The sequence below is a fragment of the Thermophagus sp. OGC60D27 genome (assembly GCF_052400625.1).
GTDB lineage: Bacteria > Bacteroidota > Bacteroidia > Bacteroidales > Marinilabiliaceae > Thermophagus.
In genome coordinates, this window is record NZ_JBQTGH010000003.1 from 356,338 (window position 1) to 371,048 (window position 14,711).

General features: G+C 41.2%; 12 protein-coding genes. 5 read left to right on the forward strand and 7 right to left on the reverse strand.

Going from position 1 to position 14,711, the window contains the following annotated elements:
* Positions 1-182: 182 nt before the first annotated feature.
* Both ACT29H_RS05775 and ACT29H_RS05780 read right to left on the reverse strand, forming a co-directional pair.
* On the reverse strand, positions 183-2,108 hold the full coding sequence (locus ACT29H_RS05775) for a S9 family peptidase (protein ID WP_444820657.1): 1,926 nt from the start codon (positions 2,106-2,108) through the stop codon (positions 183-185).
* 471 nt (positions 2,109-2,579) lie between these two features.
* On the reverse strand, positions 2,580-2,729 hold the full coding sequence (locus ACT29H_RS05780) for a hypothetical protein (protein ID WP_444820658.1): 150 nt from the start codon (positions 2,727-2,729) through the stop codon (positions 2,580-2,582).
* A 212-nt stretch (positions 2,730-2,941) separates the two neighbouring features.
* Between ACT29H_RS05780 and ACT29H_RS05785 the strand changes: the two genes are divergently transcribed.
* The gene (locus ACT29H_RS05785; protein ID WP_444820704.1) at positions 2,942-3,256 is read left to right on the forward strand and encodes a glycoside hydrolase family 97 catalytic domain-containing protein; all 315 of its coding nucleotides are present in this window, start codon (positions 2,942-2,944) and stop codon (positions 3,254-3,256) included.
* Between the two features lie 56 nt (positions 3,257-3,312).
* Here the strand turns inward: ACT29H_RS05785 and ACT29H_RS05790 are convergent, their stop codons facing one another.
* Entirely contained in the window at positions 3,313-3,657 is a 345-nt protein-coding gene (locus tag ACT29H_RS05790) for a DsrE family protein (protein ID WP_444820659.1), read from the reverse strand.
* Positions 3,658-3,867: 210 nt separating this feature from the next.
* Here ACT29H_RS05790 and ACT29H_RS05795 point away from each other — a divergent pair, with 210 nt between their 5' ends.
* A complete protein-coding gene (locus ACT29H_RS05795) occupies positions 3,868-5,316 on the forward strand; it encodes a PQQ-dependent sugar dehydrogenase (RefSeq protein WP_444820660.1) in 1,449 nt (482 codons plus the stop codon).
* Between the two features lie 196 nt (positions 5,317-5,512).
* Here ACT29H_RS05795 and ACT29H_RS05800 read toward each other — a convergent pair whose 3' ends face one another.
* The 3 genes from ACT29H_RS05800 to ACT29H_RS05810 all read right to left on the reverse strand — a co-directional run bounded on the left by ACT29H_RS05800 (position 5,513) and on the right by ACT29H_RS05810 (position 7,337).
* A complete protein-coding gene (locus ACT29H_RS05800) occupies positions 5,513-6,154 on the reverse strand; it encodes a YiiX/YebB-like N1pC/P60 family cysteine hydrolase (RefSeq protein WP_444820661.1) in 642 nt (213 codons plus the stop codon).
* A gap of 5 nt (positions 6,155-6,159) precedes the next feature.
* A complete protein-coding gene (locus tag ACT29H_RS05805; protein WP_444820662.1) occupies positions 6,160-6,480 on the reverse strand; it encodes a cupin domain-containing protein in 321 nt (106 codons plus the stop codon).
* A gap of 110 nt (positions 6,481-6,590) precedes the next feature.
* Positions 6,591-7,337: a sulfite exporter TauE/SafE family protein gene (locus ACT29H_RS05810; RefSeq protein ID WP_444820663.1), complete on the reverse strand. Its 747-nt coding sequence runs from the start codon at positions 7,335-7,337 to the stop codon at positions 6,591-6,593.
* Positions 7,338-7,771: 434 nt separating this feature from the next.
* Here ACT29H_RS05810 and gdhA point away from each other — a divergent pair, with 434 nt between their 5' ends.
* The gene (gene gdhA / locus ACT29H_RS05815) at positions 7,772-9,130 is read left to right on the forward strand and encodes an NADP-specific glutamate dehydrogenase (RefSeq protein WP_444820664.1); all 1,359 of its coding nucleotides are present in this window, start codon (positions 7,772-7,774) and stop codon (positions 9,128-9,130) included.
* Positions 9,131-9,371: 241 nt separating this feature from the next.
* On the opposite strand, the gene ACT29H_RS05820 is transcribed toward gdhA, so the two are convergent.
* Complete coding sequence (locus ACT29H_RS05820; protein WP_444820665.1) at positions 9,372-10,085, reverse strand: head GIN domain-containing protein; 714 nt, start codon at positions 10,083-10,085, stop codon at positions 9,372-9,374.
* A gap of 405 nt (positions 10,086-10,490) precedes the next feature.
* On the opposite strand from ACT29H_RS05820, the gene ACT29H_RS05825 reads away from it, so the two are divergent.
* A complete protein-coding gene (locus tag ACT29H_RS05825) occupies positions 10,491-11,696 on the forward strand; it encodes a uracil-xanthine permease family protein (RefSeq protein ID WP_444820666.1) in 1,206 nt (401 codons plus the stop codon).
* 523 nt (positions 11,697-12,219) lie between these two features.
* Positions 12,220-14,676: an AMP-binding protein gene (locus tag ACT29H_RS05830; RefSeq protein WP_444820667.1), complete on the forward strand. Its 2,457-nt coding sequence runs from the start codon at positions 12,220-12,222 to the stop codon at positions 14,674-14,676.
* The last annotated feature ends 35 nt before the right edge of the window (positions 14,677-14,711 follow it).

Sequence of the window (14,711 nt, forward strand, 5' to 3'; positions counted from 1 at the left end):
TATAATTAAGACACCAAAAAAGTCTGCCTCTAAAACTTTTGATTAAAGACCGGCTAAAAAGGAAACCCCTTAAAATCGGTCCAACAAAAAACTTCAGAAACAGACTTATAAAAACGGGCAGAGAATATATCACCCAGAATCTCTAGCAGGAACAATTATGTCCCGACATTTCGCGGTTATATTTATTCTAAATCTCCTATATGTTCAGCCAGAAACTGCTCCATAGCACCATAAAAGTCAAAGCGATTTTCTTCATTTCTGAACCCATGACCTTCGTTGTCTTTAACCATGTATTGTACTTCGATACCTCTTTGCTTCAGTGCTTCTACCATCTGATCCGACTCGTCTTTATTGACCCGCGGATCGTTTGCGCCCTGAGCAATAAAGAGTGGTGCCTTAATTTTGTCAGCATGAAATACAGGAGAAGTCTCTCTCAGCCTTAAACTATCAGTCTGAGGATTACCCACCATTTCGTAAAGCATATCAAGCATTGGTTTCCAATAGGGGGGAATGGTATTCATAAAGGTAAACAGATTGGAAACCCCCACATAATCCACTCCGGCGGCATAAAGATCGGGCGAAAAAGTCATGCCGGCCAGAGTGGCATATCCACCATAACTACCACCATAAATAGCGATACGACTGGAATCGGCAATACCTTTTTCAATAAGCCATTTCACACCATCGGTAATATCGTCTTGCATGGCAAGGCCCCATTGACCAAACGATTTTTCCCAAAACTCTTTCCCATAGCCGGTAGAGCCTCGGAAATTCATCTGAAGAACAGCATAACCTCGGTTGGCAAGAAACTGAACTTCGGGATTAAAACCCCAGCTATCGCGTGCCCACGGACCCCCGTGAGGATTCACTACAACAGGCATATTTTTAGCCGTTTCCATGGTATACCCCTTAGGCAATGTAAGATATCCATGAATAGTTAAACCGTCGCGGGATTGATAGCTTATCGGAAAGACCTTTGCCATATTATTTTCATCAATCCACGGACTGACATCAGCAATCTTAGTCAACACATCTGATTCCGAATCATAATAGAAATAAGCACCGCGCGAACGATCGCTGTAGGTCCGAACAATAAATCGTTTCTCTTCCTTATCCATATCGGTCACGGCAATTTCATATTGTCCCAGGTCTTGCTCCAGTCGCGCAAAGAGTTTACGGGATTCCTCATCAAAAAAGTGTCTTTCCCGCTTCCAGGAAACGTAGGATGCTGTGGTCAAAACATTTCTTTTTCTTGAGTAACTTAAACCATCCACATCATACTCTTCATTTTCATAAAGCACTTCTTCTACCTCTCCCGTCTCAGGATTAAAGATAACAGGAACTTTCTTGTCGCGCCCCAGATTGGAAACGGCATACAATTTTTCATTGTCAAAAGTAAAGAAGTAAGGATTCATTTCATCCTTAAAATTGGTTTGAAGAATTACTTTAAACTCCTCATCTTCTGTTTTTCGATACAGCAAGGTGGAATTAACGCCCCCCTCAATGGCACCGGCAACCCTTAGTTTTCCGTCATGATCAGTGAGCCAGAATTGAATATTTCCCGGATTTTGAGCCAACATTTCCATTTCGCCGGTTTCAACATTCAGACGATAAGGATCAAATACGCGGGGATCTCGCTTATTGAGCCCTACAATCACTTCATCCTCGATGTCACGCAAGTCATCGATAATAATGGTTCGTACATCCGGAAACTGGGTAAGTGCCTTCATATTGGCACCATCTCTGTCTACTCCAAAAAGCGCATAATTTTCATCTCCTCCGGAATCTTTTAAAAACAACAAACGACCATCATTGGCCCAGAAATATCCTGCAATGTCGCGTTCCGTTTCGGAGGTGAGGCGAAGAGCCGAATCTCCATCCACCGGCTTAACAAATATATTAAGTCTGCTCTCATAGGGCGCTAGATAAGATACATATTGGCCATCCGGAGAAATCTGAAAAGCTGTTTTTTCTGGATTCCGAAAAAAATCTTTCATCGGGATTTTAGGTGCTTTCTCTACTGTAGCCTTTTCATTACAACCACTCCCGATTATTGTGATTGCCACAGCAAACAGCATGATTAAAAAGGAATAACATGTCTTTTTCATAAACGAAATTTTAAATTATACTTGGATTAAAGAGCCTTCATTGATTTTTATTTTCCATTAAGGAAAAATGTAAATCTGCTATCACAAAGCTTCCGGATGCATTAAAAAAAGACCATCAATATTATTAACGTAATGTTTCTTTTTTGATTTTATGCAATCCGAATACTCCAAATCTAAAACAAAACAAGATAAAATATCTATTGCCCTATCCTAACCTATTGTAAATTTGCAGAGTGTAATTTACAACCAATTGATAAGAATATCAAAAAATATTCTTTCCATCTATGGATAATTAATATTGAAGTCACTATAGGAATCTTCTATCAAGGTCGGAAGGAACTGGCATGACAAGATTATCTTTACTCGTTCTAATTATCACTCTCTTTATTTAGTCATATTCTTTTCAATCTGAATGTATAGGACTAAAAATCGAATGTATCCAGAAAAAGCGATACATTATTTTAAAACATGCTAATAAGCACCCAAAGCTATGGACTCCTGCGGGGCATTAAACATCCAAGACATAATGTTGGATCCCGGTTGGTAGGTTCCGGGATAGATTAAAAACAACGAAGACCATCCTGCTTCAAATCCATGGATGGTTATTGACGACATTGACATGCCAACGCTCATCAACTACGCAAAAGAAAAAATATTGGTTTCATATTGTATTTAAACAGAACTGTCTGGAATAACTATGGCTATCAAGCCATGTTTGATCTTTATGAAAATTGGGGAATCAAAGAATTAAAAACCAGAATTCATGGACAGAGACTCTTCTTATGGAATAAAAAAAAATCTATAACATACTAAAAGAAGAAGGGTAACGAATGATGCTGGTAAACGTGCAGGACAACTTTCGACCGACAGGTCTTGTAAGAAAACACCCATATCTTATGACTGCCCAAGGAATTCGCGGTAATGAATATACCTCTACCCACTGGGTCAATCATACCACACGAATCCCATTCTCACGTATGTTAACCGAAGCAACCCATTATACCATCTGCTTTAAAGAATGCGAAAAAAATTACCCTTCAAAGCTAAAAACATTAAAAGGTCACCAATTTGCCCCGGAAAGTTGTTGCCTCCTTTCGGTTAAATCAAAAAGTGCAAAAGAAATTCATTGGATTTTTATTAACCACTAAAAGGGGGTGCCGAAAGGATAAGTTTTATTTAGCATGTATTTAAAACGAACTCAATTTTAAAAGCTCAAAATCTTCCAATCTTCCTTCAGGTATCCGGTTAAAGGCTCGCCCATGGGAATCACTTCAATTCCTAGTTTTTCCAACTTACCAACCACGCCATAATCAGCTGCACAAACGCTGCAAGCTTGAACTTTGACACCCGCTTCTTTCAAACCTTTCACTTTTTCCTGCAAGGATGAGTCGGAGGCCAGCAATTTGGTAGACGGCCCCCAAATCACCAGAACCACTTCTTGGAACCATTTCTTCATTTTGGCGCCCTGAGCATACATCAAAACCACTTTTTCGGCAACCTCTTTGTCGCCACTGGTCCACAGAACCACAATTCTTTCTGATTTTTCCATAACATTCTATTTTTGTTCTAATAACAAACCCCAATGTAGGAGTATTGTTCAAAAAATAACATAAGCTTCAATCTCTTATCATTTGTAATATCCTACCAAACAAAGACAAAATGTAATTGTTTAGGATATAGCGCACTAATATTATTTAAATTACTAATCCATACCTCCCTTTGGTGTAAGAAATAATCAAATATTCTAAATCCTGATATTATGCTCAGCAAACAACATATTAAACTTACCGGTCTCTTTTCGATTTTTGTGCTGTCTCTGTGGATAATATTGTCACCCACCTCATCAGCAGGTTGTTCTTCAAAAGACTCAATGGATGAGGACCACCCGCACCGCACCGCTGCAATGCTATACACAAACTATTGTGCAGGATGTCATGGCATGTATATGGATCGATTCGCAGGAAAAGATCGTCAAGCTCTGTTCCAAAAGCCTAAAAGCTATATGGAAGCAATCATTCGGGATGGAGATGATGAAACAGGAATGCCCGCATTTGCAGAGGTTTTCAATGAAGAAGAGATCGAGACCTTGGCCGAATACATCCTCACAGACATAAAGCAAAAAGCAGACAACCATGAATATCGGCCCACATTTCCAGAAATTGTAAATACAGAAGACCTTTCTTTCCGTATTGATACCGTAGCATCCGGTCTCAACATACCCTGGGGCATGGAATGGCTGCCCAACGGCGACCTCTTAGTAACCGAACGAAGTGGTGAACTTTTCAGGTTTAGGAACAAGTCTTTCGCTGCAAGAATTCAAGGAGTGCCCAAGGTCTATGCCAACGGACAGGGCGGACTCCTGGATATTATAATTCATCCCGACTATGAAAACAACGGTTGGATCTATTTAGCCTATTCCGAGCCAGAAGGAAACGGCGGAAACACCGCGATCATGAGGGCACGACTAAAGGAGAACACTTTGGTTGACCAAGAAAAAATTTTTAAAGCTCAGCCTAATACGCGGAGTGGAGTACATTTCGGATGCCGCATGGCTTTTGACAAGGATCATTATCTTTTCTTTTCGGTCGGGGAACGGGGTAATTCATCAAACGCTCAGGATTTGTCAAACCATTGTGGCAAAATCCATCGTATTCATGACGACGGACGTATCCCTGAAGACAATCCCTTCATCGACACACCAGGTGCCATGACTTCCATATGGTCGTATGGTCACCGCAATCCGCAGGGACTGACCTTTCACCCCGAAACGGGCATCTTATGGGAAACCGAACATGGCCCCAAAGGCGGAGATGAACTCAATATCATAAAAAAAGGGGCCAACTACGGATGGCCAGAAATCACCTATGGTATCAACTACAACGGAACCATTATCACCCGCGATACCGCTAAAGCTGGAATGGAACAACCCATCATATACTGGACCCCTTCTATTGCGCCAAGCGGCATGGCCTTTGCCAATGCGGAAGTTTATCCACAATGGGCAAACAACATTTTTTCCGGCTCACTAAGCTTCCGCTATCTGGTGAGAACCGTCCTTTCGGGAAATAAAGTGAAAAAGCACGAGATCATGCTGCGTGAAGCCGGAAGAGTGAGGGTCGTGGAAACCGGACCCGATGGTTACCTTTATATTGGTGTGGAAAACCCGGGACTGGTATTTCGTCTTGTCCCCATCGAAAAAGACAATTAGAAGGGTAGTTATAAATCATTAGATGCCAGATGCCGGAAGTGAGAAACGCTGAACTAAATACCTTTAACGCTATACTTCTATCCCTATTTATAGCCATTATAGATCTATGTATTTTAACCCCTAGCTTCTTACTTCCGAACTCCAAATACGCATCCACTTTTAACCCAATAACCTTTCAAACACATCGGCCTGCTACTTACCTATTGGTCACCACCCCTAACCGGTAGATCTCCTCTGATGTTGCCATGCCGTTAGGATTGCATCCGGGCTTTCCTTCCGGTATTTCTATGCCAAGTTTCTGGTAATGTATCAACCAGGCCTCGGGGAATTCACCCGTTTGGGGATTTTTAAAAGTCATTGGTTCCAACGAAAAAACCGAGTCGCGCAAGAATGCCCACCAAATAAGTTCACTACAATAGAATCCTGTATCTTCAACCACATAGGATTCGTTATATGGTTGCCCGATGACCGAATTGGCCCGTCGGACGGCTTCATTAATACTTCCGGAAAATTCATCCCTCAAACGGTAAGCAATGGTATATTGTAGGTTGCCATCCTCATCCATCAAAAAAGAATCCAGAGGCTGTTTACAAACCCCTGATTCATAATCCGCATGAACCACATAAATATCTTTCCCGACCAATTCCACCAAACCAACATGGGAAAAATGGTTCTCCTCAACGGTATTGGTCACCTCATCAATGGCCTCGGAAAGTCCTGAATCCGTTTTCCCCCTGAAAAGAAGATCGCCGGTTCGTAGCCCAATATTGTCTGAAGGGTGGCATCCATAAACAATAGCAGACAGCAATAAAAAAATGCAATAATTCTTTTTTAACATGATAATTAAAGAAAATCTTCTCGGGAAGGATTAAACACATCGATCAGTGTCCCCTTTTCCAAACAAACCACTCCATGAAGATGGTCTGGTTCCACAAAAAAGGAATCCCCGGCTTTTAATCTTTGGGTTTCCTCCCCTATAGTCACTTCAAATATTCCCGAAACCACATAAGAGGTTTGACGATGCGGATGCCGATGGGGATCTCCTATAGACCCTTTTTCAAAATCGACCTGCACCATCATAATTTCTGAATCATATCCTAAAATACGACGTGTAACGCCTTTCCCAACCGTTTCAGAAGATACATCACTTTGTTTAAAAAACATTTGAATGAAATTTTAAAAATTTGACATTTAAGCTTTAAACGATATTTTAAGTCCAAAAACAATCACAATGCCAGTACTCTTTTAAACGACTGCTAAAAACAACTGCAGATTTACATTCCAACAATAGCAGAAACAACGGTAAAAATACCGGTAAATACATTGACCAAAATTACTACCCGTTTAAACTTTTCAGCATTGACCATATCGGCCAGCTTATTTCCCAACGAGGCCCCGACCAGCAACAAGGGGGTATAATATAAAGCCAGCTTCAGGGAATCTTCGGGAATTAAATTCTCAACATATAAAGCTGCTAATGCAAAAAATGAACTAAACGTACTGAACCAGGCAAAAACGCCTCTAAAAAGTTCTTTACTATAATTCTTTCGGTTCATGGCAATCACCAGTGGTGGTCCACCTAACGAAACGCTGCCCGATAATATGCCACTCAAAAAACCCGCAAAAACAATGGGTTTGTCCAAAAATCGTTTGGCAAGCGGAATGCCCGACAGCATCTTTAACGAAACAAGAACCAATACTGCACCGACTATTATGCGAAGAACTTCCTCATTCAAATAATCCAGTAAATATATCCCCAAGGGAATACCGCCAAGACTGGCCAGAAACATCGGAATAAAATAATACCAAGATATCCGTTCTCGAATCTTTAAAAGCAATAAAACACTGGATACCAAATTGAAGATAGTCATAGCTGGCACCAATACCTTAATCGGGTAAATCATCGATAGAAATGGAATTGCTATCAGGGCAAAGCCAAATCCGGTCATGCCCTTCAACAGTGAGGACATCAATATTACTACCCCACTTATTACCAACAACAATACTGTCAATTCACTCATAAAACCTTGCTTCCTTTATCATTCGTATAAAATTTACTTATGCCATTGGTCAAATGGAACTCCCATAACCAAATTTTATACTAATCTTTAAAGCTCATCTTAATTGATCACGTTCGTTTCATTTGCAATTAAGCATTATTTTAGCAAAAAATATACCTCTACAAAACTATTTAACAACAATTCACAACAAAGAATGAAATCCATATATATCCTACTTGATGCACGGTTACGACCGCTTATCACGCTACATAGAACAAACCTACATATTTAAAAGTTGCTTTTCCTTGTCAAGAAAATGAACAACAACTATCAAACTTAACTGCAGACTTCAAATTATTAAAAAAAATCAATTATTACTTCCTCTTTTTAAGCAAAACGACATTTTTTATTACATTTGCACATCCAAATAGTCAAAACCTCTAACATTTTTTTATATGAACGATTCTAAAGTACTCAAGTTCGTTGAGGACTTTATGGCTAATGTTAAAGCCAAAAACCCCAACGAACCGGAGTTTCATCAAGCCGTTTACGAAGTTGTAGAAAGTCTTGCACCTTTTGTGCTGGAAAACCCCGTACTTATCAAAAACAAAATTCTTGAAAGAATGACTGAACCTGAACGCATTATCAGCTTCAGGGTCCCATGGATCGACGATCAAGGCGAAATTCAAATAAACCGGGGCTATCGAATTCAAATGAACAGCGCCATCGGACCGTATAAAGGAGGTCTTCGATTCCACCCATCGGTAAACCAAAGCATATTAAAATTCCTGGCCTTTGAACAAGTGCTGAAAAATAGCTTAACCTCTCTTCCTATGGGCGGTGGTAAAGGCGGATCCGATTTCAACCCAAAAGGAAAATCTGATCAGGAAGTGATGAAATTTTGTCAGTCTTTTGTCACTGAACTCGAACGTCATGTTGGACCAAACACGGATGTGCCTGCCGGAGATATTGGCGTGGGTGGTCGTGAAATAGGTTTCATTTTCGGACAATACAAACGACTGGCCAATGCCTTTCAAGGTACTTTTACAGGTAAAGGAGCTGAATGGGGTGGAAGCCCTTTGCGCCCGGAAGCTACTGGATATGGAGCTGTCTATTTTGCACAGGAAATGCTGGCTACTAAAGGTGAAAAAATCAATGGAAAAACCGTTGCCATCAGTGGGTCAGGAAATGTAGCACAATATGCAGTGGAAAAAGTAATTCAACTGGGTGGAAAACCTGTGACATTATCCGATTCCAATGGTTATATTTATGATCCGAATGGAATTGATCAGGAAAAACTGGAATATGTTAAACTGCTCAAAAATGCCATCCGGGGGCGAATAAGGGAATACGCAGAAAAATATCCCGATGTGGAATACCACGAAGGGGATACGCCATGGAAGGTTAAATGCGACATCGCAATTCCGGCAGCCACTCAAAATGAACTTAACGGAGAGGATGCACAAAGCCTCATCGAAAATGGGTGTATATGCGTATCGGAAGGTGCTAATATGCCATCAACCCCGGAGGCTATCGATATCTTCCATAAAAACAAAATTCTCTTTGGACCTGGAAAAGCAGCGAATGCGGGTGGTGTGGCAGTATCCGGACTTGAAATGACGCAAAACTCCATTCGGTTGTCTTGGACCCGGGACGAAGTGGACCAAAAACTTAAATCCATCATGAAAAATATTCATGCCAATTGTGTCAAAAATGGACAGGAAAATGGTGGGTTTGTCAATTACGTCAAAGGAGCAAACATCAGTGGATTCATCAAGGTCGCCAATGCCATGCTCGCTCAAGGTGTCGTGTAATTAACCTTGAAAAAACCTGCCTATACATTTAGGCATTAACATCCAACACCCCAAAGCCCAAACAGGGCACCATAATTTAATTCTTCAATCAATGACCTAACCCCAATAAAAATGTAACCGCCCCAAAAAAGGGCTGTCCTATTCTTTCAGGTCAGCCCTTTTTGATGTTTTATTCCATTTAATGTTTATCTCAGTCTACCTTCGATTCCGGAAGTTTAGAAATAACTCGCATAAATAAACATCATTTGCCGTGTCCGGTAACATCGCCACCGCCCGACTCACTAATCTTTTTGGCTTTGGCGCCACCATAATAGTCGACATCGGCACCGCCGCTCGCCGTGGCATCTATTTCCTCTGTGGCATAAACTTCAACATCGGCACCGCCCGAAGCGGATGCTTTCACCTTTTTTGATATTAACTGACGAGCCATAAGATCTGCGCCACCACTGGCACTGGCCTCCACATAGTCGGCTTCTCCCTCCGCCGACAAATCACCTCCCCCGCTGCAACGAAGATAAACGCTTGTTGCCTTTACGCTGACCTCAACATCAGCTCCTCCACTGGCTGAAATCTCTAATCTATCACCGGTTATCTCCCCTATGCTTTTTAAATCAGAGCCTCCGGATGCAGAAAGTTTTCGAATTGGATCTGTGGTCACATACACTTTCACCGAACCCGTTTTAAACCAAGAAAAAACATTCCCTTCAATATAGACATTCAATCTACTTCCTTTTATTTCTGTTTTTACCTTTTCCAAAATACTGGATTCGGCCTCTACAATAATTTCAGTCGGACTTCCCTGACGAACCACCAGATCGACGCCTGACGAAACATTTATCTCAGTAAATTCCCCATTCACAGATCGTTCTTCCCGGCTTTGGGAGTGACTTTCAATTCCGCACCCAACGAATGCAAAAATAAATATCCATAAATAATAAAATGTAATGGTTCGCATAATTATGAAGTTTTAGTTTTTATTCTGACTGTAAATAGGACGGCTCAATGAACATTTTAGTTACACCTTATTCTTTTTTCATCCGGATAAAATAAATTTATACATTTCGGTTAAAGCTGATTATATCCAACGCCCACCCCTTAATCCCATTTCTGCCTCTGCCCTTTTATACCTGTTCTAATTGCGACAATCTTCCAGACCATGGTTGCCTCATTCAAAACACGACCAGACTATAATTGAATCTATTGCTTATTTTCGGCTTCCCGAAACACCTATCACAAGAACCATGATTGTCAACACATTATCTTCACCACCTGCACTTTTAACTTAAAATATGACAATCTATTATCCTTATCTCAAGGTTTTTTTAACAATAGTTTATATTTTCGCCTCCAAAAATTTAAAATGAAGCAAGCATCAACTCTTTCTTTACCCAAGAAAATCATTATCGGCATTCAATTTTTATTTGTAGCCTTTGGCGCCACTGTTCTTGTTCCCCTCTTAGTGGGAATTAGTCCTTCCATCGCACTTTTCACAGCAGGTATTGGGACTTTTATTTTCCATTTAATCACAAAAGGAAAAGTACCGGTCTTTCTCGGAAGCAGTTTTGCTTTTATTGCTCCGATAATTGAAGCAACCCGTCTTTTTGGTTTTCAGGGTATGCTTTCAGGAATCATCGCTGTTGGATTAGTCTATTCAATCATGTCTGCAATTGTTAAATGGAGAGGACCTGCGCTCATCGATAAGGTATTTCCTTCCGTTGTGGTCGGACCGGTAATAATGGTTATCGGACTCTCCCTCGCACCGGTCGGAGTGGACATGGCAAAAGAAAACTGGATTCTGGCGCTCGTAGCGCTGGCGACAGCCATACTGGTGGTGGTATTTGCAGGTGGAATGTTAAAGCTCATTCCCATTTTTGCCGGTATTGTGGTGGGTTACCTCGTCGCCATATTTACAGGAAACGTCGATTTCACACCCATAGTTGATGCTTCTTGGATCTCTCTACCGCAATTTCAGGCTCCGCAATTCAGCTGGGCAGCGATTATTTATATGATCCCCGTAGCTATCGCTCCTCTTATTGAGCATATCGGCGATATGTATGCCGTGGGGGCTGTGGCGGGACACAACTACGTCAAAGAGCCCGGACTGCATCGCACCATGCTGGGCGACGGAATCGCCACTGCCGTTGCCGGAAGCTTGGGAAGTGTTCCAAACACTACATACTCGGAAGTGACGGGAGCCATCTCTCTGACAAAAGTAACAGATCCTTTCGTCTTGAGAATTTCAGCCCTCACTGCCATTCTATTTTCCGTCTTAGGAAAAATTAGTGGCTTCCTCGAATCCATTCCCGGGGCCGTTCTGGGGGGAATTATGCTGCTCCTGTTTGGTAGCATTGCCAGCGTCGGCATCAAAACGCTTATCGATTCAAAAGCCGACCTTAATAAAACCCGTAATCAGGTCATCATTTCTGTTATCCTTACCGTTGGGATCGGTGGTGCCGTAATCCAATTTGGAAATTTCTCATTGGCTGGAATCGGACTTTCAGCCGTCACCGGCGTTATCTTAAACCTGATTTTGCCCGAAAAATCTAAGCCTGTCAGAATGAAATAACCATCACGGTATAAGGGTGTAACTTTTGCCCGACCTAATCGGAAAAAGTGAAAGTATATAATCTGGCCATGCAAGTTCTACCTCTCTGTTCCCATACGTCAAAGGTAAAACTTGTATGGCTTCTTTTTTACAATGGTTTTATTTGGTGCAATAATCGCCAGGCGTGTTCCATTTATTCTCTCATAAATAGGGTAACTTTCTGAACCTAAAACCAAAATTATTGTTCTATTTGTAAGTTTTGACCTTTCAAGGTTGGATCGCAGCATTGAAGCGGATTGATAACTTTATTTATAGTTCCAACTTTCGAGTTAATCTTGTTTCCGGTCAAATGGCTGGTGCGGGGGCCGGCCGGGAAATGATGCCAGGTCAGTTATGATTCTTTTCATAACAAAACCATTAAACAATGGTCTTCATTTATACAGCTACAAATCTGCAGATCTATGAGTTATTTTTTATTGGATAATTCCACCGCAAAACTGTATTTTTGTGGTTTTATTTTTACTATAAGAGTATGCTAAAAAATATGGGCAATAAAACGGCCATTACCTATGGTAATGAAACCATCACCTTCAGCCGTTTGCTTAATCGTATCAGACAGTTTGCCAATTCCTATCAGGTGAATAAAGGCGCCAATGTTGGAATTTTCATGGAAAACCGTCCTGAATGGGTTGTTTCATTCTATTCTATATGGCGAAACAAAGGTGTCGCCGTACCAATTGATTATCTGGCTACCGTCAGTGAAGTAACTTATATTATCGAAGACTGTCAGCCCGAGATCATCTTCACTTCAAAAAACTACCGGAAAACACTGATTAATGCGGTTGAGTCTATAAAAAACAAACCCCTGATTATTGATGTGGATAATCCCGATTGGTTAAAAGAGGGACTGGATCAAGAATTCGACTTTCCAAAACCCGTGGTTTCAGATACCGCTGTGATCATCTACACCTCCGGTACAACAGGTAGTCCTAAAGGGGTTATGCTCACTTTTGATAACCTCCTGGCAAATATTGAAGGAGTAGCACATAAAATCAAAATCTACACACCGGAGACGCGCACCATGATGCTGTTGCCGCTGCATCATATCTTCCCTTTAATGGGAACCATGATCATCCCATTTTATATTGGCGGAAGTGTGGCCATTAGCCCATCAATGGCGTCTGAGGATATTATCAAAACACTCCAAAACAACAAAATCACACTCCTCATTGGAGTACCTCGATTATATTCCGTTATCCGTAAAGGAATTCGAGATAAAATTGATGCGAGCTTTTTGGCTAAAAATCTTTTTAAGATTGCCGCTAAAATTAATAGCAGATCTTTCTCCAAAACCATCTTCAAAACCGTTCACAAAAAGATGGGAGGATCCTTAAATTATCTTATTTCCGGAGGTGCTGCACTCGATCCGGAGGTGGCACTCGACTTCAAAACCCTTGGGTTTGAAGTGCTGGAAGGATATGGTATGTCTGAAGCAGCCCCCATGATCACTTTTACCAGACCTGGACGTTTTAAAAGTGGATCTCCCGGGGAAGCCCTCCCGGGAACTAAAATAGAAATCATTGATGGCGAAATCACAGCCGCTGGACGCCAAGTAATGAAAGGCTATTACAATCATCCACAGGCTACTGCGGAAGTCCTAAAAGAGGGTCGTCTTTTTACCGGCGATCTGGGCTATCTCTCCGACGACGGATTCTTATTCATTACCGGAAGAAAAAAAGAAATCATTGTTCTTTCAAATGGGAAAAATGTCAATCCCGTTGGTTTGGAACAAAAATTAGAAGAATCTCCATTGGTACGTGAGTGTGGCGTTTTCTTCAAAGACGATATGCTCCAAGTGGTTATTGTTCCGGAAAAAAGTCAAATTGATCACGACGACAATTCCAACATTGAAGAAATCATCCGATGGAAAGTCATTGATCCCTTTAATAAAGAGGTTTCACCCTCCAAAAAGATCATGCGCTTCTATCTGACCGATCAGGAATTGCCGCGAACCAGACTCTCCAAACTCCAAAGATTCAAGCTCGAAAGCTTTGCCCACGATAAAGAGAACCCTGAAGTTCCTACTAAACAGCCAGAATTTGAGGAATATCAAATGATCGCGGCCTATCTCTCAAAAGAAAAAGGACGTGATGTACAACCTTACCATCACCTCGAAATGGATCTGGGACTCGACTCTCTGGATAAAGTAGCTTTTGAAACCTACCTGGATCAAACATTCGGCGTTAAAGCCGATTCTACTGAAATGGCGAAGTTCAACAACATCCTCCAATTGGCGGAACATGTCAGACAAGTCAAAACAAAAATCAGTGAACAAAAAATTAACTGGAAAGATATTCTTAGAGAAAAAGTCCATGTGCAGTTACCTAAAACATGGATTACTGGAAGTCTTATGGTTAGACTTTCCAAATTTTTCTTCCACATCTATTTCCGGTTCAAGGCGCAAGGAATGAAAAACATCCCAGATGGCCCATGCATTATTGCGCCCAACCATCAGAGTTTTTTCGACGGTCTTCTGGTTGCTTCTTATCTCAAAACCAGTCAGCTCAAAAAAACATACTTTTATGCCAAAGAAAAGCATATTCGAAAACCTTGGATGAAATTCCTCGCCAACAGGAACAACATCATCATCATGGATCTGAACAAAGATCTCAAAACATCCATTCAGAAAATGGCGGAAGTACTCAAACGTAACAGAAACCTCATCATTTTCCCGGAAGGAACTCGTTCCATCTCTGGAAACCTGGGGCACTTTAAAAAAACGTTTGCCATCCTTAGCCGTGAACTGAACATTCCCGTTGTGCCCGTTTCCATTCGGGGGGCACACAAAGCCCTGCCTAAAGGAAGCAAATTCCCCAAACCATTCAAGAAAATTAACATCGAATTTCTTGAACCGGTTTACCCCGAAAACGACAGTTATGAATCGCTTGCAGTCAAAGTCAAAAATAAAATTCAATATAGGATGAATGAGATGCAATACTAATCTTTGTGATCAGATTAAACTTGTTAACCTTCAAT